Annotated in this window: 30 protein-coding genes; 26 read left to right on the top strand and 4 right to left on the bottom strand. The window is 72.2% G+C overall.

All coding sequences use genetic code 11. The features are described 5' to 3' along the window. Positions 1-108 precede the first annotated feature (108 nt). The 3 genes from H9Y04_RS06275 to H9Y04_RS06265 all read right to left on the bottom strand — a co-directional run bounded on the left by H9Y04_RS06275 (position 109) and on the right by H9Y04_RS06265 (position 3,770). Positions 109-858, bottom strand: coding sequence for an LON peptidase substrate-binding domain-containing protein (locus tag H9Y04_RS06275; protein ID WP_187812652.1), 750 nt, complete (start codon positions 856-858; stop codon positions 109-111). An 11-nt stretch (positions 859-869) separates the two neighbouring features. Beyond that, positions 870-1,874 carry a hypothetical protein gene (locus tag H9Y04_RS06270; protein ID WP_187812651.1) on the bottom strand — a complete coding sequence of 335 codons (1,005 nt, stop codon included), beginning with the start codon at positions 1,872-1,874 and terminating at the stop codon, positions 870-872. 348 nt (positions 1,875-2,222) lie between these two features. Then, on the bottom strand, positions 2,223-3,770 hold the full coding sequence (locus H9Y04_RS06265) for an oxidoreductase (RefSeq protein ID WP_187813065.1): 1,548 nt from the start codon (positions 3,768-3,770) through the stop codon (positions 2,223-2,225). Positions 3,771-3,982: 212 nt separating this feature from the next. Between H9Y04_RS06265 and H9Y04_RS06260 the strand changes: the two genes are divergently transcribed. The 16 genes from H9Y04_RS06260 (at position 3,983) to H9Y04_RS06185 (ending at position 18,145) form a co-directional block, all read left to right on the top strand. Next, positions 3,983-4,378 carry a YrdB family protein gene (locus tag H9Y04_RS06260; RefSeq protein WP_308800875.1) on the top strand — a complete coding sequence of 132 codons (396 nt, stop codon included), beginning with the start codon at positions 3,983-3,985 and terminating at the stop codon, positions 4,376-4,378. A 66-nt stretch (positions 4,379-4,444) separates the two neighbouring features. After that, complete coding sequence (hisD, locus tag H9Y04_RS06255) at positions 4,445-5,767, top strand: histidinol dehydrogenase (protein WP_187812649.1); 1,323 nt, start codon at positions 4,445-4,447, stop codon at positions 5,765-5,767. Beyond that, complete coding sequence (locus tag H9Y04_RS06250) at positions 5,764-6,876, top strand: histidinol-phosphate transaminase (RefSeq protein WP_187812648.1); 1,113 nt, start codon at positions 5,764-5,766, stop codon at positions 6,874-6,876. The genes hisD and H9Y04_RS06250 overlap by 4 nt, the downstream gene beginning before the upstream one ends. Continuing rightward, entirely contained in the window at positions 6,873-7,466 is a 594-nt protein-coding gene (gene hisB, locus H9Y04_RS06245) for an imidazoleglycerol-phosphate dehydratase HisB (protein WP_052576231.1), read from the top strand. The genes H9Y04_RS06250 and hisB overlap by 4 nt, the downstream gene beginning before the upstream one ends. Positions 7,467-7,469: 3 nt before the next feature. Continuing rightward, complete coding sequence (locus tag H9Y04_RS06240) at positions 7,470-7,634, top strand: CG2302 family histidine operon protein (protein WP_187812647.1); 165 nt, start codon at positions 7,470-7,472, stop codon at positions 7,632-7,634. After that, positions 7,634-8,281, top strand: coding sequence for an imidazole glycerol phosphate synthase subunit HisH (gene hisH / locus H9Y04_RS06235; RefSeq protein WP_187812646.1), 648 nt, complete (start codon positions 7,634-7,636; stop codon positions 8,279-8,281). Before H9Y04_RS06240 ends, hisH begins: the two co-directional genes overlap by 1 nt. After that, positions 8,281-9,015: a bifunctional 1-(5-phosphoribosyl)-5-((5-phosphoribosylamino)methylideneamino)imidazole-4-carboxamide isomerase/phosphoribosylanthranilate isomerase PriA gene (gene priA, locus H9Y04_RS06230; protein ID WP_187812645.1), complete on the top strand. Its 735-nt coding sequence runs from the start codon at positions 8,281-8,283 to the stop codon at positions 9,013-9,015. Before hisH ends, priA begins: the two co-directional genes overlap by 1 nt. Beyond that, on the top strand, positions 9,012-9,440 hold the full coding sequence (locus H9Y04_RS06225; RefSeq protein WP_187812644.1) for a RidA family protein: 429 nt from the start codon (positions 9,012-9,014) through the stop codon (positions 9,438-9,440). The genes priA and H9Y04_RS06225 overlap by 4 nt, the downstream gene beginning before the upstream one ends. Beyond that, the gene (hisF, locus tag H9Y04_RS06220) at positions 9,437-10,192 is read left to right on the top strand and encodes an imidazole glycerol phosphate synthase subunit HisF (protein ID WP_187812643.1); all 756 of its coding nucleotides are present in this window, start codon (positions 9,437-9,439) and stop codon (positions 10,190-10,192) included. The genes H9Y04_RS06225 and hisF overlap by 4 nt, the downstream gene beginning before the upstream one ends. Before the next feature lie 124 nt (positions 10,193-10,316). Then, complete coding sequence (locus H9Y04_RS06215) at positions 10,317-11,666, top strand: MFS transporter (RefSeq protein WP_308800874.1); 1,350 nt, start codon at positions 10,317-10,319, stop codon at positions 11,664-11,666. A gap of 98 nt (positions 11,667-11,764) precedes the next feature. Continuing rightward, positions 11,765-12,355: an ArsR/SmtB family transcription factor gene (locus H9Y04_RS06210; RefSeq protein WP_187812642.1), complete on the top strand. Its 591-nt coding sequence runs from the start codon at positions 11,765-11,767 to the stop codon at positions 12,353-12,355. Then, positions 12,352-13,734 (top strand): MFS transporter, encoded by a 1,383-nt coding sequence (locus H9Y04_RS06205; protein WP_308800873.1) that lies wholly within the window; start codon positions 12,352-12,354, stop codon positions 13,732-13,734. Before H9Y04_RS06210 ends, H9Y04_RS06205 begins: the two co-directional genes overlap by 4 nt. Before the next feature lie 102 nt (positions 13,735-13,836). Continuing rightward, a complete protein-coding gene (bdeA, locus tag H9Y04_RS06200; RefSeq protein ID WP_187812641.1) occupies positions 13,837-14,763 on the top strand; it encodes a bis(hydroxyethyl) terephthalate hydrolase in 927 nt (308 codons plus the stop codon). Between the two features lie 69 nt (positions 14,764-14,832). After that, the gene (locus H9Y04_RS06195; protein WP_308800872.1) at positions 14,833-17,121 is read left to right on the top strand and encodes a helix-turn-helix transcriptional regulator; all 2,289 of its coding nucleotides are present in this window, start codon (positions 14,833-14,835) and stop codon (positions 17,119-17,121) included. A gap of 188 nt (positions 17,122-17,309) precedes the next feature. After that, entirely contained in the window at positions 17,310-17,891 is a 582-nt protein-coding gene (locus H9Y04_RS06190; protein ID WP_187812640.1) for an RNA polymerase sigma factor, read from the top strand. Then, complete coding sequence (locus H9Y04_RS06185; protein WP_187812639.1) at positions 17,888-18,145, top strand: hypothetical protein; 258 nt, start codon at positions 17,888-17,890, stop codon at positions 18,143-18,145. Before H9Y04_RS06190 ends, H9Y04_RS06185 begins: the two co-directional genes overlap by 4 nt. Before the next feature lie 57 nt (positions 18,146-18,202). Here the strand turns inward: H9Y04_RS06185 and H9Y04_RS06180 are convergent, their stop codons facing one another. Next, positions 18,203-18,838 carry a TIGR03085 family metal-binding protein gene (locus H9Y04_RS06180; RefSeq protein ID WP_187812638.1) on the bottom strand — a complete coding sequence of 212 codons (636 nt, stop codon included), beginning with the start codon at positions 18,836-18,838 and terminating at the stop codon, positions 18,203-18,205. 107 nt (positions 18,839-18,945) lie between these two features. Between H9Y04_RS06180 and hisI the strand changes: the two genes are divergently transcribed. The 10 genes from hisI (at position 18,946) to H9Y04_RS06135 (ending at position 26,831) form a co-directional block, all read left to right on the top strand. Further along, complete coding sequence (hisI, locus tag H9Y04_RS06175) at positions 18,946-19,317, top strand: phosphoribosyl-AMP cyclohydrolase (protein ID WP_187812637.1); 372 nt, start codon at positions 18,946-18,948, stop codon at positions 19,315-19,317. A gap of 106 nt (positions 19,318-19,423) precedes the next feature. Beyond that, positions 19,424-20,935: an anthranilate synthase component I gene (locus H9Y04_RS06170; RefSeq protein WP_187812636.1), complete on the top strand. Its 1,512-nt coding sequence runs from the start codon at positions 19,424-19,426 to the stop codon at positions 20,933-20,935. 7 nt (positions 20,936-20,942) lie between these two features. Beyond that, complete coding sequence (locus H9Y04_RS06165) at positions 20,943-21,578, top strand: TIGR02234 family membrane protein (RefSeq protein WP_187812635.1); 636 nt, start codon at positions 20,943-20,945, stop codon at positions 21,576-21,578. Positions 21,579-21,753: 175 nt separating this feature from the next. After that, positions 21,754-21,975, top strand: coding sequence for an HGxxPAAW family protein (locus H9Y04_RS06160; RefSeq protein ID WP_187812634.1), 222 nt, complete (start codon positions 21,754-21,756; stop codon positions 21,973-21,975). A 133-nt stretch (positions 21,976-22,108) separates the two neighbouring features. Further along, the gene (locus tag H9Y04_RS06155) at positions 22,109-22,582 is read left to right on the top strand and encodes a DUF2752 domain-containing protein (protein WP_187812633.1); all 474 of its coding nucleotides are present in this window, start codon (positions 22,109-22,111) and stop codon (positions 22,580-22,582) included. 205 nt (positions 22,583-22,787) lie between these two features. Then, positions 22,788-23,597 carry an indole-3-glycerol phosphate synthase TrpC gene (gene trpC / locus H9Y04_RS06150; RefSeq protein WP_187812632.1) on the top strand — a complete coding sequence of 270 codons (810 nt, stop codon included), beginning with the start codon at positions 22,788-22,790 and terminating at the stop codon, positions 23,595-23,597. A 9-nt stretch (positions 23,598-23,606) separates the two neighbouring features. Next, complete coding sequence (gene trpM / locus H9Y04_RS48400) at positions 23,607-23,762, top strand: tryptophan biosynthesis modulator TrpM (RefSeq protein ID WP_368858425.1); 156 nt, start codon at positions 23,607-23,609, stop codon at positions 23,760-23,762. Positions 23,763-23,882: 120 nt separating this feature from the next. Next, positions 23,883-25,160, top strand: coding sequence for a tryptophan synthase subunit beta (gene trpB / locus H9Y04_RS06145; RefSeq protein WP_187812631.1), 1,278 nt, complete (start codon positions 23,883-23,885; stop codon positions 25,158-25,160). After that, positions 25,157-25,975, top strand: coding sequence for a tryptophan synthase subunit alpha (gene trpA, locus H9Y04_RS06140; RefSeq protein WP_187812630.1), 819 nt, complete (start codon positions 25,157-25,159; stop codon positions 25,973-25,975). The genes trpB and trpA overlap by 4 nt, the downstream gene beginning before the upstream one ends. A gap of 79 nt (positions 25,976-26,054) precedes the next feature. After that, entirely contained in the window at positions 26,055-26,831 is a 777-nt protein-coding gene (locus tag H9Y04_RS06135; protein WP_187812629.1) for a DsbA family protein, read from the top strand. Positions 26,832-26,954 lie beyond the last annotated feature (123 nt).

The raw sequence follows: 26,954 nt of genomic DNA, 5'->3' as shown, positions 1-26,954 counted from the left end.
CGCCCCTTCCCGAAACCGGGGCTGCGCCCCGGGCCCCCTCATCCGAACTTCGTTCGGATCTGCTCAAGCGCCGCAGGGGCTGGATTGGGCCGGATTGGGCTGGATGGTTCAGTTGAGGCTTGTCGGGGACCTGGTCAGTTCCACTGCCGGAAGCGAAGGCAGGTTACGGAGCAGGGCGGTTTCCGCGCGAAGGATTTTGAGTTCCTCGCGCAGGCGGCGCGCGGTGTCCGGGGCTTCGAGGAGGCGCTGCTTCGCCGGTACGTCGAGCACGGCGGCGGCCGCGACCAGGTACGAGACCACCGAGGGCTCGTCGGGCAGCTCGGCGCCGGTGGCGAGGGAGCGTTCGCGGGCGCCGGCCAGACGCTTCTGGTAGCTGCGGAAGGCGCGCAGGACGCCCTCCGCGAGCGCGCCCGCCTCCTCGCCCTGCTCCTCGGGAAGCTCTTCGAGCTCGGCGGTCAGATACTCGCCGCTCGCGTCCACCGAGACCACGCGTACCCGGGAGGTCCCGGTCGCGAGCACCTCGAAGCTGCCGTCCGCGCGCTCGCGGATCGTGGCCGCGTCCGCGATGCAGCCCACGCCGTGGAAGGCCTTGGCGGGGTCGTCGCCGAAACCGGCCGTGGGGCCCTTCTCGACCGTGGCGGTCTGGTCAGGGAGTCCGGGCGCGGCCGGTGCCACCTCGTGGCCGTCGCGGATCGCCACGACGGCGAAGCGGCGGGGCTCGTCCGAGTCGTCGGGGACGGACTTCACCAGATCGCGCATCATGGCCCGATAGCGCGCCTCGAAGACGTTCAGGGGCAGCACGAGTCCCGGGAACAGCACGGTGTTCAGCGGGAAGAGCGGAAGCCGGACGGTGGTCACGACCCTTTACCTTAGTCGCCGCGCAGCACTGACTTGGCCGGTGTGCGCAGGGGAGTGGCCGCCGCGACCTGGAGCCGTATGCCGTCGCGCAGCTCCAGGAACTGGCCGAGCGGATCGTCCGAGACCCGGTCCCAGGGGAACGAGGTCGCGTACGGCCCGATCAGGTGCAGCTGGTCCAGGGCGTCCTGCCAGCGTTCGAGGCGGATCAGGACGTACGTGAGGAGATTGCGCACCTCGGCCGGGTACGGGTCACCGGGTTCATAGCTCCGCGAGAGCGTGATCGCACGGTCGGCCGCCGCGTCGAGGCGCTCGCGGGGCACGCTGGAGCCGGGGCCCGTGAGATACGCGAGGGCGGCGCGGGCCGGCAGTGCGTGGATCAGCGAACCGGGCAGTGCGTCCTCGGCGGCCTGCTCCGCGAAGTCGAAGCACTCGCGGTGCGAGCCGTACCAGGCGGCGGAGAGGTACTGGACCGCGGAGGTGTGGCAGCCGTAGTGATGCGAGGCGCGGTCCACCGCCTGCTGCCACAGCACGTCGAAGACGCCGCGCGGGGCGTGCGTGCCGCGGGCGTGGTCGAGCGCGAGGCGCCACGGGACCGGGTCGCGGGGGTGGCCGTCGGCCGCGGCGTTGATCAATGGGGCGGCGTCGCGCAGCAGTTCCGCGTACGCGGGGGACTCCCAGGCGCGGGCGAGGGCGAGCTCGGCCTTCACGAGCAGCGCGTCCGGGTCCTGCGGACGGTCGGCGAGCCAGTGCTCGAACCAGTCGGGGCGGCTGCGGGCGAAGGCGGCCAGGCGGCGGCTGTACTGGTCGCGGTTCTCCCAGGCGGCCTCTTCGCGGGTGGCCGCGAGCAGGGCCGCGGCGGGGCCGTAGTCGTCCTGGCCGGCGGCGACGAGGGCGGGGGCGAGGCGTTCGTCGGGGGCATCGAGCAGTACCTCGTCGTCGGTGGGCAGGCCGAGGGCGAGGTGCTTGGTGTGCTTGAGCATGCGGGCTGTGGTGAGGAGGGCGCGGAGCAGTGCCATGGTGCGGGGGAAGACTGGTGTGGCGGCGGGATGGTTGTGGGGTGATCGGTAACGGTTCGGCTGCGGGGTGCTCTGTGCGTGCGGGTGCGTTGTCGGGTGACGGGTGGGTGGGGGTGCGGGTGGGGCGCCTGCGGCGGGCGGATTTCCCCTACCCGCCCCTTCCCGAAACCGGGGCTGCGCCCCGGGCCCCTGTTGACGGAGCCCCCAGGGCGGGTGGGCCAAGCGGGGGCTTCGCCCCCTGCACCCCCCTGATGGGGCTTCGCCCCTTGCCCCCACTGGGGGCTGCGCCCCCAGACCCCGCCTGCTCAAGCGCCGCAGGGGCTGAGTGTGCCGGACCGGCTGAAAAGGTCACCCCCGTCGCAGCAACCGCGAAGCCCCCGCCGCCACCGTCGTCGCCAGGACCCAGCCGAGGAGGGTCAAGGTCGCGGCCAGCCACTGCCAGGTGCCCTCCAGGCGCCAGTAGCCGTCCTGGCCGAGGTTCATCACCGGCAGGATCAGGTCGAGGGCGAACAGGACGGGCTGGTACGCGGGGCCCTCGCCGGCCTTCATCGCGTCCGGTTCGTAGTACGACAGGGCGTAGCCGCCCAGCGCCCACAGGACCGCCATCCACAGCGCCGCACGGCCCGGCCGGTAGCCGTAGGCGACCGTCCAGTCCTGGAGGTAGCCCCAGAGCTTGCCCGCGACCGGGAGCGTCTCGCGGCGGCGGCGCTGCTTGGCGAGGAGCACCTCGCGGGCCTCGGAGTCCTCGCCGGTGTCGCGCAGCACCGCCGCGAGACGTTCGTACGGCTCCGGGTGGTACTCGGGGGTGGCCGCCTCGACCCAGTCGAGGCGGGCGGGGAGCGGGAACTTGTCGACCGGGATGAGGTTCTCGTACGCGAAACCCTTCATCTCCAGGTGTCCGGGGCCCGGCCAGCTCCGGGCCTGGTCGCGCAGGTTGGTGACCTTCGCGCCGGAGAGCACCACCTTGCCGCTCTCCGGCCGCTCGCCGAGGAAGCGCAGCTCGGCGGTCTGTATGCGGCGCAGCGAGAACTCGTGGTGCTCCTTCATCAGCAGCCGTGCACGGTCGAGGTCGATCGCGTCGGTCACGCGTCCGTCGTCGAGCCGGATGCCGCCGCGGCACTCGAAGTGCTGGATCCGGGTGCCGCGTGCCGGGGTCGCGCCCGCGGTGAAGACCGGGTCGGAGACCGCCGCCGGGGTCATGTACAGGGCGCGCTCGACGGTCAGCTGCGGGGCGTTCAGGGCGTACTTGCCCGGTTCGTTGACCAGCCGGCTGCCGCGCAGACTCAGGGAGACGCCGACCTTCGCGCCTCGCATCCGGAACTCCCCGTACGACTCGATCAGTTCGGCCTGGAGGTCCTGGCCGACCGAGAGGCCGTCCCCGTTGATGGTGCGGTCCTGCCGGTCGCCGTGCACGACGGCCTGGCTGAGCAGCAGGTCCGTGCCGATCTGCGCGTCGGTGAAGCGGATGCCGCGGTGCACACGGCAGCGCGGCAGATGCAGATCGCCCTCGGTCTGCAGCCTGGCGGCCTCCAGGCGCGGGATGGAGCAGTTCAGGAACCGCAGCGTGGTGAAGCGGCTCTCCGGCAGCAGGATCTCCTTCTCGAAGCGGCAGTCCTTGAACTCCACGTACGGCGCGACGGTGCCGCCCGCGACATCGAGGTAGTCGCTGATCAGGAGGCCCGTGAGCTTGACGGCGGAGACCCTGCCGTCCAGGGCCGGCGGCCCGTTGAGCAGCAGCATGCAGACGACCCGGGCCCGCACGCTGCGTTCCTCGCCCCAGTGGCGCACGCCGTGCGGATCGTCGATCTGCGGGTTCCCGGTCGAGAGGTCGTAGCGGGACCCGTTCTGGAATGCCTGCCACATCCCGGCCTCGGCCGCGGTCAGGTCGTCCGGCATCTCGCTGGTCACGTGGGTTGCCCCTCCCCGCACTCGTACACCTGTGTCATGCCCGCTGAGTGACGGGCTGAACGCTAGTGGTGAGGGAGATCCAGAGGGGCTGATATCAGCCGATGGGGCGGGCGGGCATTCGGTGGGCAATCGGCTGCCGCGGGGCGAGGGTGCGTGCCAAGGTGAGCCGTTGCGCAGATGACCTTGGGGAGGGGTTCACCGTGAGTGAAGAGGTGCAGCGGCCGACGGGGCTCGAAGGGCCACCCTGGTTCGTGGCCAATGAGCTGCTTGCGTTCGTGGTCGAGCTGGCGGCACTGGTGCTGCTGTGCTGGTGGGGGTTCGCCACCGGGGACGGTGTGCTGCTCAGCCTGCTGCTCGGGCTCGGCACCCCCGCCGTCGCCATCGTGCTCTGGTGGCTCTGCGCGGCGCCGAAGTCCAAGCTCCAGCCGGGGCTCGCGGTCGTGCTCGTCGTGAAGGCGCTCGTGCTCGGCGGCGGTGCGGCGGCGCTGTACGGGCTCGGGCATCCGGTCGCGGCGGTGGTCGCTGGCTTCGTGGTCGTGGTGAACACGACGGTGGCGGAGGTTTTCCGGCGGCGGACCCCCGGTTACGGCACGTGACGGGGTCCTGTATCAGCCATTGATACGCACGTCCGGCGCTCGCGGCACGTCTGAGAGAATTGGTGCGTGATCTCTCGAATCGACCTGCGTGGAGACGCCCTGCCTCAGGGCGCCGCACTGCGCGCGCTGCTGCCCCGTGCCGACTTCGATGTCTCGGCCGCCCTGGAGAAGGTGCGTCCGATCTGCGAGGACGTGCATCATCGCGGGGACGCGGCGCTGGTCGAGTACGCGGAGAAATTCGACGGCGTACGCCTGGCGCAGGTCAGGGTGCCCGCCGAGGCGCTCAGCAAGGCGCTCGCCGAGCTCGACCCGCAGGTCAGGGCCGCGCTCGAGGAGTCGATCAAGCGTGCCCGCACCGTGCACCGCGAGCAGCGCCGCAGCCCGCACACCGTCCAGGTGGTGCCCGGCGGCAGCGTGACCGAGAAGTGGGTACCGGTCGACCGCGTCGGCCTGTACGCACCGGGCGGCCGCTCCGTCTACCCCTCGTCCGTGATCATGAACGTGGTGCCCGCCCAGGAGGCCGGCGTCGAGTCCATCGCGCTGGCGTCCCCGGCGCAGGCCGAGTTCGACGGCCTGCCGCACCCGACGATCCTCGCCGCGTGCGCGCTGCTCGGCATCGACGAGGTGTACGCGGCCGGCGGCGCCACCGCCGTCGCGATGTTCGCGTACGGCACCGAGTCCTGCCCGCCCGCCGACATGGTGACCGGCCCCGGGAACATCTGGGTCGCCGCCGCCAAGCGCTACTTCACCGGCAAGATCGGCATCGACGCCGAGGCCGGGCCGACCGAGATCGCGATCCTCGCGGACGACACCGCCGACCCCGTGCACGTGGCCTCCGACCTGATCAGCCAGGCCGAGCACGACCCGCTGGCCGCCGCCGTGCTCGTCACGGACTCCCTCGCGCTCGCCGACGCGGTCGAGAAGGAGCTGGCGCCGCAGGTCGCCGCGTCCAAGCACATCGAGGACCGGATCGTCCCGGCCCTCGAGGGCCGGCAGTCCGCGATCGTCCTGGTCGACGGTCTCGAGGAGGGCCTGCGCGTCGTCAACGCGTACGGCGCCGAGCACCTGGAGATCCAGACCGCCGACGCCACCGCGGTCGCCGACCGTGTACGCAACGCGGGCGCGGTCTTCGTCGGCCCCTGGGCCCCCGTGTCGCTCGGCGACTACTGCGCCGGGTCCAACCACGTGCTGCCCACCGGCGGCTGCGCCTGCCACTCCTCGGGCCTGAGCGTGCAGTCCTTCCTGCGCGGCATCCACATCGTCGACTACTCCGAGGACGCCCTCGCCGAGGTCGCCCAGCACGTGGTGACGCTGGCGGAGGCGGAGGATCTGCCGGCGCACGGCGCGGCGATCAAGGCGAGGTTCGGCTGGAAGGTCCCCGGCAAGTGAACGACATCCGTATCGACGACCTCCCCATCCGGGACGAGCTGAAGGGCAAGTCCCCTTACGGCGCCCCCCAGTTGGACGTTCCCGTCCGCCTCAACACCAACGAGAACCCGTATCCGCTGCCCGAACCCCTCGTGCAGCGGATCGCCGAGCGCGTCACCGAAGCGGCCCGCGGCCTCAACCGCTACCCCGACCGCGACGCGGTCGAGCTGCGCACCGAGCTGGCCCGCTACCTCACGAAGACGGCCGGCCACCGGGTCGGCGTCGAGAACGTGTGGGCGGCCAACGGGTCCAACGAGGTCATCCAGCAGCTCCTGCAGACGTTCGGCGGCCCCGGCCGTATGGCGATCGGCTTCGAGCCCTCGTACTCGATGCACGGCCTCATCGCGCGCGGCACCGGCACCGGCTGGATCTCCGGACCGCGCAACGAGGACTTCACCATCGACGTCGAGGCGGCCACGAAGGCGATCGCCGAGCAGGCGCCCGACGTCACCTTCATCACCTCGCCCAACAACCCGACGGGCACGGCGGTCGAGGCCGAGACGGTGCTCGCGCTGTACGAGGCCGCTCAGGCCGCCAAGCCCTCGCTGGTCGTGGTCGACGAGGCGTACATCGAGTTCAGCCACGGCGCCTCGCTGCTCCCGCTGATCGAGGGCCGCCCGAACCTGGTCGTCTCGCGCACCATGTCCAAGGCCTTCGGCGCGGCGGGCCTGCGCCTCGGCTATCTCGCCGCCCACCCGGCGGTCGTGGACGCGGTGCAGCTCGTACGGCTGCCGTACCACCTGTCGGCCGTCACCCAGGCCACCGCGCTCGCGGCCCTGGAGCACACCGACACCCTGCTCGCGTACGTGGAGCAGCTGAAGCAGGAGCGCGACCGGCTCGTCGGCCGGCTGCGCGGGCTCGGCTACGAAGTCACCCCGTCCGACGCCAACTTCGTGCAGTTCGGTCGGTTCGACGACACCCATGGCGTCTGGCAGAAGATCCTCGACCGGGGCGTCCTGGTCAGGGACAACGGCGTACCGGGCTGGCTGCGGGTCACCGCGGGCACGCCCGAGGAGAACGACGCGTTCCTCGACGCGGTAACCGAACTGAAGAAGGAGCTGGACGCATGAGCCGCATCGGCCGCGTGGAGCGCACCACCAAGGAGACCTCCGTCGTCGTCGAGATCGACCTCGACGGCAGCGGCAAGGTCGATGTGTCGACAGGGGTCGGCTTCTACGACCACATGCTCGACCAGCTCGGCCGGCACGGCCTGTTCGACCTCACGGTGAAGACCGAGGGCGACCTGCACATCGACTCGCACCACACCATCGAGGACACCGCGCTCGCCCTCGGCGCCGCCTTCAAGCAGGCGCTCGGCGACAAGGTCGGCATCTACCGCTTCGGCAACTGCACCGTCCCGCTCGACGAGTCGCTCGCCCAGGTGACCGTGGACCTGTCGGGCCGCCCGTATCTCGTGCACACCGAGCCCGAGAAGATGGCGCCGATGATCGGCGAGTACGACACGACGATGACCCGGCACATCCTGGAGTCCTTCGTCGCGCAGGCCCAGATCGCGCTGCACGTCCACGTGCCGTACGGCCGCAATGCCCACCACATCGTCGAGTGCCAGTTCAAGGCCCTTGCCCGCGCGCTGCGTTACGCCTCCGAGCGCGACCCGCGCGCGGCCGGCATCCTCCCCTCCACGAAGGGCGCCCTCTAAGCCATGAACGGCACTTCGACCGCTCTCATCGTCGTCGGTCTGTTCCTGCTCGGCGGCGTGATCTCCTTCGTCAAGCAGGGCATCTCCAAGAACGTCGTCACGCTGCTCGCCGTGGGCGCCGCGATGTGTCTCGTCGCGGGGATCCTGCGCCTGGAGGTGTGGAACTGATGACCTCTCCGGCATCCAAGAAGGTCGTCGTCTTCGACTACGGCTTCGGTAACGTCCGTTCCGCCGAGCGCGCCCTCGCCCGGGTCGGCGCGGACGTCGAGATAACCCGCGACTTCGACAAGGCCATGAACGCCGACGGGCTCCTCGTGCCCGGCGTCGGGGCCTTCGCCGCTTGCATGAACGGCCTCAAGGAGGCCCGCGGCGACTGGATCGTGGGCCGCAGGCTCTCCGGCGGCCGCCCCGTGATGGGTATCTGCGTCGGCATGCAGATCCTCTTCGAGCGCGGCATCGAGCACGGCGTCGAGACCGAGGGCCTCGACGAGTGGCCCGGCACCGTCGGCCCGCTGCAGGCCGACGTGGTCCCGCACATGGGCTGGAACACGGTCGAAGCCCCGTCGGACACCCAGCTGTTCGCCGGTCTGGACGCCGACGCGCGCTTCTACTTCGTGCACTCGTACGCGGTGCACGACTGGTCCCTCGAGGCCCACAACCCCACCATCACGGCCCCGCTCGTGACCTGGTCCACGCACGGCAAGCCGTTCGTGGCCGCCGTCGAGAACGGCGCGCTGTGGGCCACCCAGTTCCACCCCGAGAAGTCCGGCGACGCCGGTGCGCAGCTCCTGACCAACTGGATCGGAACCCTCTGATGACCAGCGCGAACAAGCTCGAACTCCTCCCCGCCGTCGACGTGCGCGACGGCCAGGCCGTCCGCCTCGTCCACGGCGAGTCCGGTACGGAGACCTCGTACGGCTCCCCGCTCGAGGCCGCCCTCGCGTGGCAGAGCGCGGGCGCCGAGTGGCTGCATCTCGTGGACCTGGACGCCGCGTTCGGCACCGGAGACAACCGCGCCCTGATTGCCGAGGTCACCGGCGCGATGGACATCAAGGTCGAGCTCTCCGGCGGCATCCGCGACGACGCCTCCCTGGAGGCCGCGCTCGCCACCGGCTGCACCCGCGTCAACCTGGGCACCGCCGCCCTGGAGACCCCCGAGTGGGTCGCCAAGGTCATCGCCTCGCACGGCGACAAGATCGCGGTCGGTCTCGACGTACGCGGCACGACCCTGCGCGGCCGCGGCTGGACCCGCGACGGCGGCGACCTCTACGAGACCCTGGAGCGCCTCAACTCCGAGGGCTGCGCCCGCTATGTCGTCACCGACATCGCCAAGGACGGCACGCTGCAGGGCCCCAACCTGGAGCTCCTGCGCAACGTGTGCGCGGCCACCGACCGCCCGGTCGTCGCCTCGGGCGGCGTGAGCAGCCTCGACGACCTGCGTGCGATCGCCTCGCTCGTCCCCCTCGGCGTCGAGGGCTCGATCGTCGGCAAGGCGCTCTACGCCAAGCAGTTCACCCTGGAAGAGGCCCTGGAGGCTGTGTCCTCATGACGTCCGACGGCGTACGGCGCGTGCAGAGCGGCAGTCCCTGGGAGGACGCCTTCGGTTTCGCACGCGCCGTCGCCGCGGGCGATCGCGTCCTCGTCGGCGGGACCACGTCCTTCAAGGGCCTTGTCCTGTACGGCGAGGGCGATCCCTACGAACAGGCGCGGGTCGCCTTCTCCAACGCCCTCGATGCGCTGGGGGAGTTCGGACTCGACGCCTCGCACGTCATCCGCACCCGGATGCTCCTGATCCACGGGCGCGACGCCGACGAGGTGGGCCGGGCGCACAAGGAGTTCTTCGACTCCGTCCGTCCGGTCACGACGCTTGCCGTCGTCTCCGGCTTCGTCGATCCGCGCATCCTGGTCGAAGTAGAACTAGAAGCCTTCCGCCCCTCCTCGGCGGCGGACAAGAACGGAGCTGAAACCGCATGACGCTCGCCGTCCGTGTGATCCCCTGCCTGGACGTCGACAACGGCCGGGTCGTCAAGGGCGTCAACTTCCAGAACCTGCGCGACGCGGGCGACCCGGTCGAGATGGCCAAGGTCTACGACGCCGAGGGCGCCGACGAGCTGACCTTCCTCGACATCACCGCCTCGTCGGGCAACCGCGAAACCACGTACGACGTGGTCCGCCGCACCGCCGAGCAGGTCTTCATCCCGCTCACCGTCGGCGGCGGTGTGCGCACCGCCGAGGACGTGGACAAGCTCCTGCGCGCGGGCGCCGACAAGGTGGGCGTGAACACGGCCGCCATCGCGCGTCCCGACCTGATCCGTGAGATCGCCGAGCGCTTCGGCCGCCAGGTCCTCGTCCTGTCGGTCGACGCCCGTCGCACCGCGTCGGGCTCCTTCGAGGTCACCACGCACGGCGGCCGCAGGTCCGCGGGCATCGACGCCGTCGAATGGGCCCACCAGGCCGCCGAGTTGGGCGCGGGCGAGATCCTGCTCAACTCGATGGACGCGGACGGCACCAAGGACGGCTACGACATCGAGATGATCGAGGCCGTACGCAAGCACGTCACGGTCCCCGTCATCGCCTCCGGCGGCGCAGGCAAGCTGGAGCACTTCGCCCCCGCGGTCGCGGCGGGCGCCGACGCCGTACTGGCCGCGTCCGTCTTCCACTTCGGCGACCTGCGCATCGGCGAGGTCAAGTCGGCGCTGCGCGACGCGGGGCACGTGGTGCGCTGAGGCGGCGACTGCCGGGCTGCGCGCGGTACGGCCGCGCGGCCCTCTCGCCGGACGGCAGCCCGGCCTTCTCACCGTACGGAAATCGCTTGCACCGTCCGGGCGTCGGGCGCGATCATCGCCGAACGTGACTCCTGACGCGCCCCAGCACGCGAAAACGTCCGACCGTCCCACCGCCGCAGCGCCGCCCGGGAAAGCGGTCCATCGCGACGCCAACGTCCTGCGCTGGCTGAGTGCGTATGCCGCCTCGATGGTCGGCGACAGCGTCTACTTCCTCGCTCTCGGCTGGGCCGCCGCGCAGATCGGCGGGCCCGCGCAGGTGGGTGTGGTGATGGCCGTCGGTGCGATACCCCGGGCCTTGCTGATGCTCGGCGGGGGAGTGGTCGCGGACCGGTTCGGGCCGCGCAAGGTCGTCATCGGATCGGACACGGTGCGCAGCGTCCTGATCCTCGCGGTGGCCGCCGTTCTCTGGCTCTCCGCGCCCGGGCTCTGGGTCCTGGTGGCGCTCGCCCTGCTCTTCGGTGTCGTGGACGCGCTGTTCATGCCCGCGGTCGGCGCGCTGCCCGCGCGGATCACCGCGCGGGGCGAGCTGATGCGGCTGCTCGGCTTCAAGGCCTTCGTGGACCGCTTCGGCAGGCTGGCCGGCCCGCCCCTCGCCGGGTTCGCGCTGGGTGCGGGCGGGCCCGAGGCGGCGTTCGCGGCGGCGGGCGTGCTCTTCGCCCTGTCCCTGGTCCTCCTGATCACCGTACGGATCCCGGGTGTACGGCCGGACAGCGCGCGGTCCGATGGCGCGCGGTCCGCTCGCGCGGGGTCCGGTGACGCGCGGTCCGATGAAGCGCCCTCGCCGAGCGGCCGAGGCGGCAGTGTCCTGCGGGAGTTGCGGGACGGGCTGCGGTACGTGCGGCGGCACCCCGTGGTCGGCCCCCTCGTGGTGTCCGGCTGCATCAGCCAGGTCGGCATCTCGCCCCCGCTCACCGTGGGCATCGTGGTGCTCGGCGAGGAGCGCGGCTGGAGTCCGGCCGGGGTCGGCTTCGTCCTGGGCGCGATGGCGTTCGGCGCGGGCGTCAGCACGCTCGGGCTCGCGGTGGCGGGCCGGTTCCCGCGCGCCGGCCTCTGGGCGACCGTGACCCTCCTGGTGGCCTCCGCCGCGATTGGCGCGATCGGCCTGATGCCCACCGTCGCGGCCGCCGCGGCCGTGGCGCTGACCGCGGGCCTGGTGAGCGGGCTGTGCGGCGGACTCTCTTCGACCCTGATCCAGGCCAACACCGAGTCCGGCTATCTGGGCCGGGTCTCCTCGGTGATGGCGTTCACCGCGGTGGGGGTGACCCCGCTGTTCTTCCCGGTGGGCGGCTGGGCGGCCGGGAACTGGGGGGCGGCCTCGGTGTTCGTCGTGGGCGGCGCGGTCAGCATGGCGGCCTCGCTGCTGCCGCTGTTCGCCCGGGAGGTCTGGCACGCGGAGCTTCCGCACAAGCGGTGAGGTCGCGTCCCGCCTGGGGCGCACGGCTCCCGAGATGGAAAAGGTTTGTTGCGCAACAAATATTGCGCAACATTTCTTTCCTATCTACGCTTGCTGTCATGACCGAGACCAGGCGCATCACCGACGTCGCCACCCTCAAGGCGATGGGGCACCCGCTGCGGGTGCGGCTCTACGGGGACCTCTACATGCGGGGCACCGCCACCGCGTCCCAGCTCGCCGAGAGCCTGGACGACGGGACGGCCGTCAGTCTCGTCAGCTATCACCTGCGCAAGCTCGCCGAGCACGGGCTGATCGAGGAGGCCCCGGCGGAGAGCGGCCGCGACGGGCGCGAGCGCTGGTGGCGGCCGGCGCAGGAGTCGCTGCGGATCGACGGGGCCGACTTCCGCGGCAGCCCGGAGGGCGCCGCCGCGCACACCGCGCTGTCCCGGATCATCTACGAGCAGCGGCGCGAGCACTATCTGCGGTTCGTGGAGCAGCGCTCCGGCTGGAGCGAGGCGTGGCAGGACGCCTCCGACGCCTCCGACTTCCATGCCCGGCTCACCGCGGGCGAGTTGAAGGAGCTCACCGAGGAGCTGCACGCGGTCATCAAGCGCTACGCCGAGCAGGGCCGGGCCGCCGAGGCGGCCGGTGACAGCGAGGGCCGCGAGACCGCCGTCGTCCACCTCTACGGCTTCCCCTTCCGCCCGTGAGCGCCATACCCGGGGCCGTGGACCGCCCCGCCCACCGCGACCCCAACGTCCTGCGCTGGCTCGGCGCCTACGGCTCCTCGATGATCGGCGACGCCGTCTACTTCATCGCGCTGTCCTGGGCCGCCGCCCGCACCGGCAGCGCGGGCCAGGCCGGACTCGTGCTCGCGATCAGCGCCGTGCCGCGCGCCCTCCTCATGCTGTACGGAGGGGTGATCGCGGACCGTCTCGGGCCGCGCCGCGTCGTCATCGGCTCGGACGCCGTGCGCTTCGCGGTGATCCTCGTCGCCGCCGGGGTGCTGCTCGCCGCGCAGCCCGGTATCTGGTTCCTCGCCGTGATCGCGCTGGTCTTCGGTGCGGTCGACGCGGTGTTCATGCCGGCGGTCGGCGCGCTGCCGCCGCGGATCACCGGACCGTCCCAGCTCGCCCGCGTGCAGGGCCTGCGCGGGCTCGCCGCCCGGATCGCCCTGGTCACCGGCGGTCCTGTGGGCGGCTTCGCGGTGGCGCTCGGCGGTTCGGCGGCCGCGTTCGCCGTCGCGGCCGCACTGTTCGCCGTATCACTCGTGCTGCTCTTCGCCGTACGGGTAAGGGAGTTGGCGCCCGACGGCAAGGCGGGCTCGGCGGACGCGGAGGGCGGGCAGCCGGAGGCCGGGCAGCTGCGGGCCGGGCTGCGCTACATCCGCCACCACAAGGTGCTCCTGCCGCTGATCATCGCGATGGGCATCACCGAGCTCGGCTTCTCGGGGCCCGCCAACATCGGCCTCGTCCTGCTCGCCGACGAGCGGGGCTGGGGCGCCTCCGGGATGGGCCTGACCATCGCGGGCTTCGGCGTCGGGGCGGGTGCCGCCTCGCTGCTGCTCGCCGTCCGCGGACGGCTGCCGCGCCCCGGTCTGCTGCGCGGCGTCGCGGAGATCGGCGGCGCCGTCGCGCTGGTCGCGATCGCCTTTGCTCCCTCGGTGGCGCTGGCCGCCGTGGCCGGACTGTTCGTCGGGCTGCTCGCGGGTCTGAGCGGCGCGCTGAGCGGTGCGCTGCTGCAGACCCAGTCCGACCCGGCGTACATCGGCCGCGTCACCTCGGTCTACATGCTGCTCGCCCTCGGGCTCGCGCCCCTGTGCTACCCGGTCACCGGCGCCGCGATCGGGATCTGGGGCTCGCGTCCGGTGTTCGCGGCCAGCGCCTGTCTGATCGTGGTCGGCTCGCTGATCGGTCTGGCCTCGCGGTCCCTGCGTACGGCGGAACTGCCGCAGCCCAAGGCGCCGGCCGTATCGGAGGCGGAGGGCGCGCGGGTGCCGGAGGGTGCACACGAACCGGAGGGTGCGCGGGAGCCGCAGGGCGCACCGGAGGCGAACACCCCTGTGGCGGCGGCGCGTTCGGCCGGCTGACCGTCCGCGCGGGCACTGGTGATTTCGCCGATGCACGGGTTCCGGTTCCGCGGTGACAGTGGCGGCTGTCACTCACTGTTCCAGCGAGAGGAACCCTTCGTCGTGCAGCAGTTCACCGAAGAGAGCCGCACCCCCACCGCCGCACGGAACAAGCTCCGGGCGCGTGGGGTCCGCGCCGCGCTGGCGGCCGTCCTGGCCGCCGGCGCCCTGATGACCTCGCAGACGGTCACCGCCCATGGCGCGGACAACCCCTACGAGCGCGGCCCCGCCCCCACGCAGTCCAGCATCGAGGCCTCGCGCGGCCCGTACGCCGTGTCCCAGACCTCGGTCTCCTCGCTCAGCGCCTCCGGTTTCGGCGGCGGCACCATCTACTACCCGACCACCACGAGCGACGGCACCTTCGGCGCGGTGGTCATCTCGCCCGGCTTCACCGCGTACGAGTCCTCCATCGCCTGGCTCGGGCCGCGCCTGGCCTCGCAGGGCTTCGTGGTGTTCACCATCGACACCCTCACCACGCTCGACCAGCCCGACAGCCGCGGCCGCCAACTCCTGGCCGCACTCGACCACTTGACCCAGCGCAGCACGGTGCGCGGCCGGGTGGACGCGACCCGGCTCGGGGTCATGGGGCACTCGATGGGCGGCGGTGGCACCCTGGAGGCCGCGAAGAGCCGGCCCTCGCTCCAGGCGGCGATCCCGCTCACCGGCTGGAACACCGACAAGACCTGGCCCGAGATCCAGACGCCCACGCTCATCGTGGGAGCGGACGGTGACACCGTCGCTCCGGTGTCCTCGCACTCCGAGCCCTTCTACCAGAGCCTGCCGAGCAGCCTGAACAAGGCCTATCTGGAGCTGAACGGCGCCTCGCACTTCACGCCCAACTCCTCGAACACCACGATCGCGAAGTACAGCATTTCGTGGCTGAAGCGCTTCATCGACAACGACACCCGGTACGAGCAGTTCCTGTGCCCGCTGCCCCGGCCGAGTCTGACGATCGAGGAGTACCGCGGGAACTGCCCGCACACCGGCTGATCCCCGGGTCCGCAGCGGGGCCTGCGCCAGGGCTTCCGCGGGTGGTTACGCGGCAGTAGCGTGCGAGGCGTGACCGGAGCGGAATGGGTGGGTCCCGGGGCCCGGCTGTACGGCCGTGGCCGTGAACTGGCCTGGTGCGAGCGGCTGTTGGAGCAGCTCGGGGCCGGCCGCGGAGGCGCGCTCGCGCTCACCGGTGACCCGGGCCTCGGCCGTACGGCGCTGCTGCGCCACCTCGCCCATGTGTTCACCTCCCGTGGCGGAACGGCGCGCTATGCGCCCGCCGTTCCGCCGCGGGACGTCCAGGACGATGTGCTCGGGCACCTCTACGCCGGACATCCGGCGGGGCGCCTGCGGGCCGCGCTGCTTTCGGCAGCGCGGCCTCTTCTCGTGTGTGTGGACGATCTGCATCTGTGGCCCGAGGCGCCGCGGCGTGCGCTGCAGGCCCTCGGCCGCGGTCTTGCCGACCGGCCGGCGCCGCTGGCGCTCGTCCTCTCCGTCGCCGCCCACCGCGCCGCCGGGCTCTCCGAGGGGCTGCCCGTGCTGCGGCTCGCTCCGCTGGACGACGCGGCGGCGGCCGAGCTCCTTGAGCAGCTGCTCGGGGACCGGCCGCTTCCTTCGGACGTACGGGACCGCATGCTGGGTTCGGCCGCCGGCAACCCGCTCGCCCTGCGGGAACTCACGGCAACAAGGGCCCTGGCATGTGCGGTCGAGCTTCCGGCCGCTGCCGGGGGAGTCTCGGCCGCTGTCGAGGATGCCTCGCCTTCCGACCGCCGTACCGCCCAGGCCCTCCGTCTGGTGAACGCCGCCGAGGCGGCTCAGCTCGGTGGGCGGCCCGACCGGGCCGCGCGGCTGCTCGCCCCCGTGCGCAGGCTCGCGCTGCCCGATGCCGTGACCGGGCGGGCCGCCCTCGTTCACGGCCTTCTGGAGGCCGGGGACGGGCCGGTGGCCGACGCCCGCGCGTCCCTGCTGCTCGCGGCCCGGCTGCTCGCCGACCACGACCCCGCACAGGCCCTGCGCGCCCGCCTCGCCGCGGCCGAGGCCTCCTGGGCGATGGGCGACGCGGCCGCCTACCGCGAGGCGCTCGCCCCGCTGACCCGGGGCGTTCGCCACGGCGAACCGGACGGCGGCAGCACGTTCGGCACGTATCTGCGTGGCATGGACGCGGTGCTCAGCGGCGATCCGCGCGGCTTCGCGGCGGGCCGCGGCGCCTTGCGCCAGGTCGTCGAGGGCGCCCAGGGTGAGGAGTCGGCCGAGGCCGAACTGCTGCTCTGCGCCTCGGCCGCCGCCCTGGTCGTCGGCGACCTCAACGCCGCGGGCCGACTCGGCAGCCGCGCCCTTGCGGCGGCCCGGGCCCGCGGCCTGCTCACGGTGGTGCCCCGCGCCCTGCAGCAACTGGCGTACGGAGAGCTCCGCGCAGGCCGCCACGCGCGCGCCCGCGCCCACGCCGAGGAAGGCGTCCGCACCGCGCGCCGCACCGGCCGGAGCAATGATCTGGCGCACCACTCGGCGATCCTCGCGCTCGTCGCCTCGCTCGACCAGGACGCCCGCACGGTCGAGTCGTACGCGGCGGCCGCCGAGGAGACCGCCGTACGCCATGGGCTCGGCCAGACCGCGACCCTCGCCCAGTGGGCGCTGGCCCGCGCCGACCTGGCCAGGGGCCGGCCCAAGGAAGCGGCCGCCCGGCTGCAGCCGCTGATCGGGCCGGGCCGTGCGCGGGGTCATTTCGCGGTACGGATGCTCGCCGTGCCCTGCTTCGTCGAGGCCTCGGTGCTCGCCGGGCGGCCCGCCGAAGTGCACGCCGCGGTGGGGGAGTTCGCGCAGTGGGCGGGGTTCGGGCACGATCCGCAGGCCCCCGCGCAGCTGCTGCGCTGCCGGGCGCTGCTCGCCGCGGACGACCCGGAGCTCGCGGACGCCCTGTACACCGAGGCCCTGGCCCGGCACGACACGACGGACGGCGACTTCGAACGGGCCCGCACCGCGCTGCTGTACGGCAAGTGGCTGCGCAGGGCGCGCCGCCCGGCCACCGCGCGCGACGCCCTGCGCGACGCGCTCCTCGCCTTCGAACGCTGCGGCGCCGGCGCCTGGGCCGCCCAGGCCGCGGCGGAACTGCGGGCCACGGGCGAGGCCTCGGCGCCCCAACTCCCGCACACCCTGGACGGGTTGACGCCCCAGCAGCTGCGGATCGCCCTGCTGGTGGCGGAGGGCGCCACCAACCGTGAGGTGGCCCGGCACCTGTCCGTCAGCCCGCGTACCGTCGACCACCATCTGCGCAATGTCTTCGCCGCGCTCGGGGTGCGCTCCCGCGTGGAGCTGTCCCGGGTGGTGGCACAGGCGGACGGCGCGAAGGCGGGCACCTGACGGGAAAAAACTCCGCCCGGACCTGAATCCTTTCCGGGCGCCCCCGTCTCCTATCCGTGTACCGGCCGAAAAGAAGCAGGCCGACAACCGGAGGAGACGTACAGGATGGTCACAGCCCTCATCGTGATCGGCGCCCTGCTCGTGGGCGCCTGCAGCTGGCATCTCATGCGCCGTTACAGGAGCCGGAGTTGAACCGACGTTTCACCTGGCCGGACGACCGGCTGGTCAAGGCCGCCCAGGACGGCGACCTCACCTCGCTCACCACCGTCGTCCTGGAATCGCAGCCCCACGTCCGCAAGTTCGCCCGCTCCTTGTGCGCCTCGCCGCAGGACGCGGAGGACGCCGCACAGGAAGCGCTGATCATCCTCTACCGGAAGATCGGCACGCTGCGGGCCACGGGCGCGCTCGCCTCGTGGATGTTTCGGATCGTGCGCAACGAATGCCTGCGGCAGCTGCGCACCCTGACGGCGCCCAAGGAGGCGCCGCCGGAGATCCCCGAGTCCTCCGCCGAGGACGCGGTCCTGCACCGCCTGGAGGCGGAGCGGATCGCGGCCGCGGTGAGCGCGCTGCCACGCGACCAGCGGCAGGTCCTGATCATGCGGGATGTGCAGGGGCTGCCCGGCAGGACGGTGGCCAAGGCGCTCGGCATCGGCACGCCCGCGATGAAGTCCCGGCTGCACCGGGCCCGCGCGGCGCTGCGGCACGCCTTGGAGAACGGGATGAACGGAGCGGACGAAGAGCACGCAGAGAACGGAGACGTACGACCGTGAACACAGCCGGCAAGGACTTCGCGAGCAAGTCCGTCCCCCGCCACCTGGCGCGCGGCGCGCTCGGCTTCGGGCTGATCATCGGCGCGATCGCCCTGGTGCCCACCGTGGGACCGGCCGCCCTGCTCGTGGCGCCCCTGGCCCTGATCGCCTTCCGCGGCTGCCCCACCTGCTGGGCGGTCGGCCTGGTGCAGACCGTCTCGCGGGGCCGTCTGCGCCGTCAGTGCGTGGACGGAGTCTGCACCCTGACGCGCTAGCGGACGGAACCCGTACGGCGAGCCGAGGCCGGCCTCGGCTCGCAAGCCGCAGCCGCCTCAGATCCCGAGCTGCTTCGCGCCCTGCAGCCGCTCGATCGCTTCCTTGTCGCCCTCGACCTCGACCTTCGCCGCCCCCTGGCGCCCGAAGACGTACATCGTCAGCTCACCCGGCTCCCCGGTCACCGTCACGACCGGGGTGCCGCGGTGGGCGACCACCGTCTGGCCGTCGGGGCGGCGCAGCACCATGCCCACCGGGGCCTTGCGCCCGAGCACGCGGGCCGACTTCTCCAGGCGGGACCACAGCGCGTTCGAGAACACCGCGTCCAGGGTGCGCGGCGACCAGTCCTCCTGGGCGCGGCGCACGTCCTCGGCGTGCACATAGAACTCGACGGCGTTGGCCGCCTCGTCCACCTGCTTCAGGGCATACGGCGAGAAACGCGGCGGACCCGTACGGATGAGCTGGATCAGCTCCTCGTACGGCTTGTCGGTGAACTCCGCCATGACCTTCTCCAGGCGGCTCTGCAGCGCCTTGATCAGGATGCCGCCCGCCGCGTCCGCGCGGCGCTCGCGCACCACGACATGGGCGGCGAGATCCCGGGTCTTCCAGCCCTCGCAGAGGGTGGGCGCCTCGGGGCCCGCGGCCTCCAACAGATCGGCGAGCAGCAGCCGTTCACGCTTGGCATGGGTCGACATGCCGGCAAGCGTACGTCCGCGGGGGCCGCACTGCCATGGGACGGCGGCCCTGTCCGGCCCCCGGACGGCGGCCCGGCACCGGTCCCGGATCGCGCACAATGGGCCCCATGACCAGCACGCCCGGCACCCCCGGCTCCTTGGACCCGCAGATCGCCGCGCGCCTCAAGCGCGGCCCCGACGGGCTCGTCCCGGCGATCGCCCAGCAGTACGACACCGGTGAGGTGCTGATGCTGGGCTGGATGGACGACGAGGCGCTGCACCGCACGCTGACCACCGGGCGCTGCACCTACTGGTCCCGCAGCCGCCAGGAGTACTGGGTCAAGGGCGACACCTCAGGACACTTCCAGTACGTGAAGTCGGTCGCGCTCGACTGCGACGCCGATACGGTCCTGGTCAAGGTCGACCAGGTCGGTGCCGCCTGCCACACGGGCGCCCGCACCTGCTTCGACGCCGACGTACTCCCGCTCGCCCAGCCGTGACGCCCGCCCGGCGCTGACGTCCTCCCGGCGCTGACGCCCGCCCGGCTCAGACGCCCGCCCCGCCCCTGATGCCCGCCCCGCGCTCCCACCGAAGGCCGATCCCGCCATGGACCTCGAGACGTTCCGCAAGCTCGCCACCGACCGCCGGGTGATCCCCGTCAGCCGCCGTCTGCTCGCGGACGGCGACACCCCGGTCGGGCTCTACCGCAAGCTCGCGGCCGAACGCCCCGGCACGTTTCTGCTCGAGTCCGCCGAGAACGGCCGCTCCTGGTCGCGGTACTCGTTCATCGGCGTCCGCAGCGCCGCCACCCTGACCGAGCGCGACGGTCAGGCGCACTGGCTGGGCACCCCGCCGGTCGGTGTCCCGGCCGACGGCGACCCGCTGCAGGCGCTGCGCGCCACGGTCGAGGCGCTGCACACCCCGAACGACGTGGCCGAGGCCGAGGGCCTGCCCCACCTGTCCGGCGGCATGGTCGGCTACCTCGGCTACGACATCGTGCGCCGCCTGGAGAAGATCGGCCCCGGCGAGCGCGACGACCTGAAGCTGCCCGAGCTGACGATGATGCTCACCAGCGACCTCGCGGTGCTCGACCACTGGGACGGCAGCGTCGTCCTGATCGCCAACGCCATCAACCACAACGACCTCGACACGGGCGTCGACGAGTCGTACGCGGACGCCGTGGCCCGCCTCGACGCCATGGAGGCCGACCTGTCGCGCGCGGTCGCCCAGCCGCCCGCCGTACTGCCGCCGTCCGAACTCCCGCCGTTCGACGCGCCGTTGTGGGGCGGCGAGCAGTACCAGGACGCCGTCGAGGACATCAAGGAGCGGATCCGTGCGGGCGAGGCCTTCCAGGTCGTGCCCTCGCAGCGATTCGAAACGGCCTGCACGGCAAGCGCGTTGGACGTCTACCGGGTGCTGCGGGCGACGAACCCCTCCCCGTACATGTACCTGTTCCGCTTCGAGGACTTCGACATCGTGGGCTCCAGCCCGGAGGCCCTGGTCAAGGTCGAGGACGGCCGCGCGATGGTGCACCCCATCGCCGGTACCCGCCCGCGCGGCGCCACCCCGCAGGAGGACCAGGCGCTCGCCGACGAGCTGCTGGCCGACGCCAAGGAGCGCGCCGAGCACCTGATGCTGGTCGACCTCGGCCGCAACGACCTCGGCCGGGTCTGCGAGCCCGGCTCCGTCGAGGTCGTGGACTTCATGTCCATCGAGCGCTACTCGCACGTCATGCACATCGTCTCGACGGTCACCGGCCGGGTGGCCGGGGGCCGCAGCGCCTTCGACGTGCTCACCGCCTGCTTCCCCGCGGGCACCCTCTCGGGCGCGCCCAAGCCGCGCGCGATGCAGATCATCGACGAGCTCGAGCCGAGCAGGCGCGGTCTGTACGGCGGCTGCGTCGGCTATCTCGACTTCGCGGGCGACTCGGACACGGCGATCGCCATCCGGACCGCCCTGATCCGCGACGGAGTGGCATACGTGCAGGCCGGAGCCGGTGTCGTCGCCGATTCGGACCCCGTCGCCGAGGACACGGAGTGCCGCAACAAGGCCGCCGCGGTGCTGCGCGCGGTGCACACGGCCAACCGCCTGGGACGCTCCGCGAGCCGTGAGGGATAGTGGAGGCGTGACTGCAGTACCGAAGGCCCGTACCTCCCCGGACTCCGACGAGGCCAAGAAGTCCTCCGGCGGCCGCCGCAGCCTGGCCGCCGCCCTGCTGCTCGGCGCGCTCGGCGCGACCGTCGTGCTGCTCGCCTCGCGCCAGCCGTGGGCCGAGGGCGAGGCGCGGACCGTCGGCGGCGCGCTGCACCAGACCGCCACCGGCAGCGATGTGACCGGAGTGCCCGCGGCGCTCGCGATAGTGGGCCTCGCCGCCCTCGTCGCGGTCTTCGCCGTACGGCGCAGCGGCCGCACCCTCGTCTCGCTCCTGCTCGCTCTGAGCGGCGCCGGCATCATGGCCGCCGCACTGCTCGGCGCCTCCGACACCTCGGTGCTCGACGAGAAGGCGGCCGCCACCACCGGTGACGCCGCCGCGCAGATCGCCGCCGTCTCGCACAGCGTCTGGCCCTACGTGGCCTGCGCGGGCGGCGCGCTGCTGCTGCTCGCGGGCCTGCTGGCGCTGCGCTTCGGCTCCCGCTGGCCGGCGATGGGCGGACGTTACGAGCGCGGCGCCGGCCCGCGTACCCGTAAGCAGACCGTGGACCCGGACCGTCCCGAGGACCTGTGGAAGGCACTCGACCGCGGCGAGGACCCGACCAACTGAGGCGGGCCCGCCGCCTCGACCCGCCCGCACGACACCAACTCCGGGGCCGCGCGCAGTTCGCGCCCCGGCATGCGCGACAATGAAGCCAAGCGTTCGAGATTCATCCGCGGGACCATCCGCCCCCGGGCTCTTGGAGCCGGGGGTACCCCCAGGGGCAAGAAACAAGGAGCACGTCATGGCCCATGACCACGGACACACCCCGGCTGCCTGGGTCGGTTCGATCATCGCGTTCGTCGGTTTCTGCGTCGCCGGCGCCTTCATGGTGCTGGACAGCCCGATCGGTTTCTGGGCCGGCATGATCGTCATCGCCGCGGGCGGTGTGATCGGCGGTGCCATGCGCGCCGCGGGCATGGGGCAGAAGCCCAAGCGCCAGATCCTGGTGAACAGCGAAGGCTGAGCACTTTCCGTCGCGTACGGCGGTGGGGCGGTACCTCCTTCGGGAAGGTCCCGCCCCACCGCCGTATCCGCCGCGACCCACGGCCGTACGCGCTGACCGGGCGCGGGCGGCCGCGGCGGGGCAGAATGCGGGGGTGACCGCAGAACACGCCGAGCAGCCGTCAGGCTCCCAGCAGTGGGCCCCGCAGCCCGTCGCACCCCGTACGGGCGCCTCGCGGGCCCGCCGTCTGCTCGCTCCGGTGGCCGCGCTCGGCGCCACCGCGGCGGCCGTCGCGTATGTCGGCGCCGTCGATCCCAACGAGGCCGGGCACTATCCGACCTGTCCGCTGCTCGCGGCGACCGGTCTGTACTGCCCGGGCTGCGGCGGTCTGCGCTGTGTGCACGCCCTCGTCCAGGGCGATCTGCCGGCCGCGCTCGGCGCGAACGTCATGGCCGTGACCGGGTTCGTGATCGCCGCGTTCGTCTGGGTCCTGTGGCTGCGGCGCGCCTGGCGCGGCGGGCCCACGGGGCTCACGATCCGCTCGTCGTACGCGTGGGCGTTCGGCGGTCTGCTCGCCGTCTTCACCGTCGTACGGAATCTGCCGTTCGGATCTTTCCTGCACCCATGAACCGCCCATGAACCGCCCGCCGTACTGGGCCGGGGGCGTCCAGGTAGTGGGACCGCCGTCAACCGGATGCGGGGCCTTCGCCCTTCTGCGGATACCATCGCAGTGGCCCCCCGGTACAGAGTTTCACCGTCCGGGGGACATCCGCCCGGACCGCCAGGACGGGCAGTCGCCGTCATGTCCGCCGCTATGGAAGGGGACCACTCGCGTGAGTGTGCTCGACGAGATCATCGAAGGCGTCCGCGAGGACCTCGCCGAACGGCAGGCGCGCGTCAGCCTCGACGAGCTCAAGGAGCGTGCGGCGAAGGCCCCCCAGGCCAAGGACGGGGTCGCGGCCCTGCGCGGCGACAGCGTCAAGGTGATCTGCGAGGTCAAGCGCTCCAGCCCGTCCAAGGGCGCGCTCGCCGCGATCGCCGACCCGGCCGGGCTCGCCGCCGATTACGAGGCGGGCGGCGCCGCCGTCATCTCCGTGCTCACCGAGGAGCGCCGCTTCGGCGGTTCGCTCGCGGACCTCGAGGCCGTCCGCGCCAAGGTGGACATCCCGGTCCTGCGCAAGGACTTCATCGTCACCGCGTACCAGCTCTGGGAGGCCCGTGCGTACGGCGCCGACATGGTGCTGCTCATCGTCGCGGCGCTCGACCAGGAGGCCCTGGTCTCCCTGATCGAGCGCGCCGAGTCCATCGGCCTCACGCCGCTGGTCGAGGTGCACGACGAGGACGAGGTCGAGCGCGCGGTCGAGGCCGGCGCGAAGATCATCGGTGTGAACGCGCGTGACCTCAAGACCCTCAAGGTCGACCGCGCGACCTTCTCGCGCGTCGCGCCCGAGATCCCGCCGCACATCGTCAAGATCGCCGAGTCCGGTGTCCGCGGTCCGCACGACCTGATCGCGTACGCCAACGACGGCGCCGACGCCGTGCTCGTCGGCGAGTCCCTGGTCACCGGCAAGGACCCCCGGTCCGCCGTGGTCGACCTGGTCGCCGCCGGCGCCCACCCGGCCCTGCGCCACGGACGGGGCTGACCCACCGCCATGCCCATCGCCCGACGTCTCGCACCCGGTTGCCGCCCGCGCGGCTGCCGGGCGCCGGCGCGTCGCGTGCACGGGCGTCGGGTGCGGTACGTGATCGGGGCCGAGCCGGGGCAGATCAACGGGATGCGATGGCGCGGGCGGTCGAACCGCCCGTAAGCCGAAAGCTGCCACCCTTGTCTCGGTGGGCGGCTTCGTCGGGCGATCCCGTCATACCCTGACCATCGCAAACCCGACATCCGGGGCAGGTCTACTGCCTCGACGTAGGAGCATCTCGTCATGCCCAGCGAAAACACCGCGGCTCGCGACCACAGCGAGTTCTTCATCCCCGACCCCGAGGGCCAAGTGCCCACGCCCGAGGGCTACTTCGGGAAGTTCGGCGGCAAGTTCATCCCCGAGGCGCTCGTCGCCGCCGTGGACGAAGTGGCCGTCGAGTTCGAGAAGGCCAAGAGCGATCCCGAGTTCGCCCGCGAACTCAGCGAGCTGCTCGCCAACTACACGGGCCGCCCCAGCGCCCTGACCGAGGTGCCGCGCTTCGCGTCGCACGCGGGCCGCGGCCGGGTCTTCCTCAAGCGCGAGGACCTCAACCACACCGGCTCGCACAAGATCAACAATGTCCTTGGCCAGGCCCTGCTCACCAAGCGCATGGGCAAGCCGAAGGTGATCGCCGAGACCGGCGCCGGCCAGCACGGTGTCGCCACCGCGACAGCCTGCGCCCTCTTCGGCCTCGAATGCACCATCTACATGGGCGAGATCGACACGCAGCGCCAGGCGCTGAACGTCGCGCGCATGCGGATGCTCGGCGCCGAGGTCATCGCCGTGAAGTCCGGCTCGCGCACGCTCAAGGACGCGGTGAACGAGGCCTTCCGCGCCTGGGTCGCCAACGTCGAGGACACCCACTACCTCTTCGGCACGGCCGCGGGCCCGCACCCCTTCCCGGCGATGGTGCGCGACTTCCAGCGCGTCATCGGCGTCGAGGCCCGCCGCCAGCTCCTGGAGCGCACCGGCCGGCTGCCCGACGCGGCCGTCGCCTGCGTCGGCGGCGGCTCCAACGCGATCGGCCTGTTCCACGCCTTCCTCGACGACGCGGACGTACGGCTCATCGGCTGCGAGGCCGGCGGCCACGGCGTCGACTCCGGCGAGCACGCGGCCACGCTGACCGCGGGCGACCCCGGCATCCTGCACGGCTCGCGCTCGTACGTGATCCAGGACGAGGAGGGCCAGATCATCGAGCCCTACTCGATCTCGGCCGGGCTCGACTACCCGGGCATCGGCGCCGAGCACGCGTATCTGAAGGACACCGGGCGCGCCGAGTACATCCCGGTCACCGACGACGAGGCGATGCAGGCGCTGCGCCTGCTCTCGCAGACCGAGGGCATCATCCCGGCCATCGAGAGCGCGCACGCGCTCGCCGGTGCGCTGCGGATCGGCCAGGAGCTGGGCGAGGACGGCCTGATGGTCGTCAACCTCTCCGGCCGCGGTGACAAGGACATGGACACGGCTGCCCGCTACTTCGGGTACTACGACGCCGACGAGAACGCGGGGGACGCCAAGTGAGCGGGAACATCGAGCTGTTGAGTGCGGCCCTCGCCGATACGAAGGCCGAGGGGCGGTCCGCGCTGATCGCTTACCTGCCCGCCGGATTCCCGTCCGTCGACGGCGGGATCGAGGCCGTGAAGGCCGCCTTCGACGGCGGCGCGGACATCGTCGAGGTCGGCCTGCCCTACAGCGACCCGGTGCTCGACGGACCGGTCATCCAGACCGCCGACGACATCGCGCTGAAGAACGGCCTCAAGATCGCCGACGTGATGCGTACGGTCCGCGAGGCCCACGAGGCCACCGGCAAGCCCGTCCTCGTCATGACGTACTGGAATCCGATCGACCGCTACGGCGTCGAGCGCTTCACCGCCGAGCTCGCCGAGGCCGGCGGCGCGGGCTGCATCCTGCCCGACCTGCCGGTGCAGGAGTCCGCGCTGTGGAGGGAGCACGCCGCCAAGCACGACCTCGCCACGGTGTTCGTGGTCGCGCCCAGCAGCAAGGACGCGCGCCTCAAGGAGATCACCGCGGCGGGCTCCGGCTTCGTCTACGCGGCCTCCCTGATGGGTGTCACGGGTACGCGCGAGTCGGTCGGCGAGGCCGCCGAGGACCTCGTACGGCGGACGAAGGCCACCACGGACCTGCCGGTCTGTGTCGGTCTCGGTGTCTCCAACGCCGAACAGGCCGCGGAGGTCGCCCAGTTCGCGGACGGAGTGATCGTCGGCTCCGCGTTCGTCAAGCGGATGCTCGACGCCCCGGACGAGGCCGCGGGCATCGAGGCCGTGCGCGCACTCGCCGGTGAGCTGGCCGAAGGCGTACGCGCCAAGGCGAACTGAGCACGGAAGTCGCTCGCCCATACGGGTGGACATCGGACCGGGGAGGCACGCTCGTGCCTCCCCGGTTCGTTTGCGGGGTGTGAGCGAGAAGAACCGTGAGGGAAAGCGTGCCGCCCGCGACCGGCTGGCACAGGAGCGGGAACAGCAGAAGGCCCGCGACAAGCGCCGACGCGCGCTGATCGTGGTGAGCGCCGTGGTAGGCGTCCTGGGCCTGGCCGCGATCGCCGGGGTGATCGCGGCCAATGCGGGCGGCGACAAGAAGGACGCGTCCGGTCCTGTCGTGCCGCCCGCCGGGGCGAGCGGCAAGGACAGTCTGGCGATTCCGGTCGGCAAGGACAGCGCCAAGTCCACGCTCACCATCTGGGAGGACTTCCGCTGCCCGGCCTGCGCCTCCTTCGAGACGCAGTACAGCCCGACCATCCATGAGCTCACCGAGAAGGGGCAGCTCAAGGTCGAGTACCACCTGGCCACGATCATCGACGGCAACATGGGCGGCACCGGCTCGGTGAACGCGGCGAACGCGGCGGCCTGCGCACAGGACGCCGGGAAGTTCACGCCGTACCACGACGTGCTCTACAAGAACCAGCCGCCGGAGACCGACGACGCGTTCGGCAAGGACGCGCGGCTCCTGGAGCTGGCGAAGGAGGTGGACGGCCTCGACTCCGCCGAGTTCAAGAGCTGCGTCGAGGACGGCAAGCATGTGAGCTGGGTGAACAAGTCGAACGACGCGTTCCGCGACGGCAAGTTCACCGGCACGCCGACCGTGCTGCTCGACGGCAAGAACATCTTCGCGGACCAGAAGAACCCGCTGACCCCCGAGAAGCTCAAGAAGCAGGTCGAGGAAGCGGCGAAGTAGTCCCGTCAGCGCCCAAGTGACTCTGTGTGCGGCCCCGTCCCGGCGGACGGGGCCGTACCCGTTATCAGGCCGTTAGGCCGGGTGGATTGCCGCACAAGGGAGTCGGCAGGGTAGCGTCGACCC

The sequence above is a fragment of the Streptomyces polyasparticus genome (assembly GCF_014493765.1).
Classification (GTDB): Bacteria; Actinomycetota; Actinomycetes; order Streptomycetales; family Streptomycetaceae; genus Streptomyces; species Streptomyces polyasparticus.
Note: the sequence above shows the minus strand (reverse complement) of the source record. Positions and strands in the feature narration are given on the sequence as shown.

Coding starts and splice junctions, on each gene's coding strand:
- H9Y04_RS06225 (WP_187812644.1), top strand. CDS start 9,012: ATGACGTCCGACGGCGTACGGCGCGTGCAGAGCGGCAGTCCCTGGGAG.
- trpM (WP_368858425.1), top strand. CDS start 23,607: ATGCCCATCGCCCGACGTCTCGCACCCGGTTGCCGCCCGCGCGGCTGC.
- trpB (WP_187812631.1), top strand. CDS start 23,883: ATGCCCAGCGAAAACACCGCGGCTCGCGACCACAGCGAGTTCTTCATC.
- H9Y04_RS06160 (WP_187812634.1), top strand. CDS start 21,754: ATGGCCCATGACCACGGACACACCCCGGCTGCCTGGGTCGGTTCGATC.
- H9Y04_RS06210 (WP_187812642.1), top strand. CDS start 11,765: ATGACCGAGACCAGGCGCATCACCGACGTCGCCACCCTCAAGGCGATG.
- hisI (WP_187812637.1), top strand. CDS start 18,946: ATGACCAGCACGCCCGGCACCCCCGGCTCCTTGGACCCGCAGATCGCC.
- H9Y04_RS06270 (WP_187812651.1), bottom strand. CDS start 1,874: ATGGCACTGCTCCGCGCCCTCCTCACCACAGCCCGCATGCTCAAGCAC.
- H9Y04_RS06180 (WP_187812638.1), bottom strand. CDS start 18,838: ATGTCGACCCATGCCAAGCGTGAACGGCTGCTGCTCGCCGATCTGTTG.
- hisF (WP_187812643.1), top strand. CDS start 9,437: ATGACGCTCGCCGTCCGTGTGATCCCCTGCCTGGACGTCGACAACGGC.
- H9Y04_RS06265 (WP_187813065.1), bottom strand. CDS start 3,770: ATGCCGGACGACCTGACCGCGGCCGAGGCCGGGATGTGGCAGGCATTC.
- H9Y04_RS06240 (WP_187812647.1), top strand. CDS start 7,470: ATGAACGGCACTTCGACCGCTCTCATCGTCGTCGGTCTGTTCCTGCTC.
- hisB (WP_052576231.1), top strand. CDS start 6,873: ATGAGCCGCATCGGCCGCGTGGAGCGCACCACCAAGGAGACCTCCGTC.
- priA (WP_187812645.1), top strand. CDS start 8,281: ATGACCAGCGCGAACAAGCTCGAACTCCTCCCCGCCGTCGACGTGCGC.
- hisH (WP_187812646.1), top strand. CDS start 7,634: ATGACCTCTCCGGCATCCAAGAAGGTCGTCGTCTTCGACTACGGCTTC.
- H9Y04_RS06170 (WP_187812636.1), top strand. CDS start 19,424: ATGGACCTCGAGACGTTCCGCAAGCTCGCCACCGACCGCCGGGTGATC.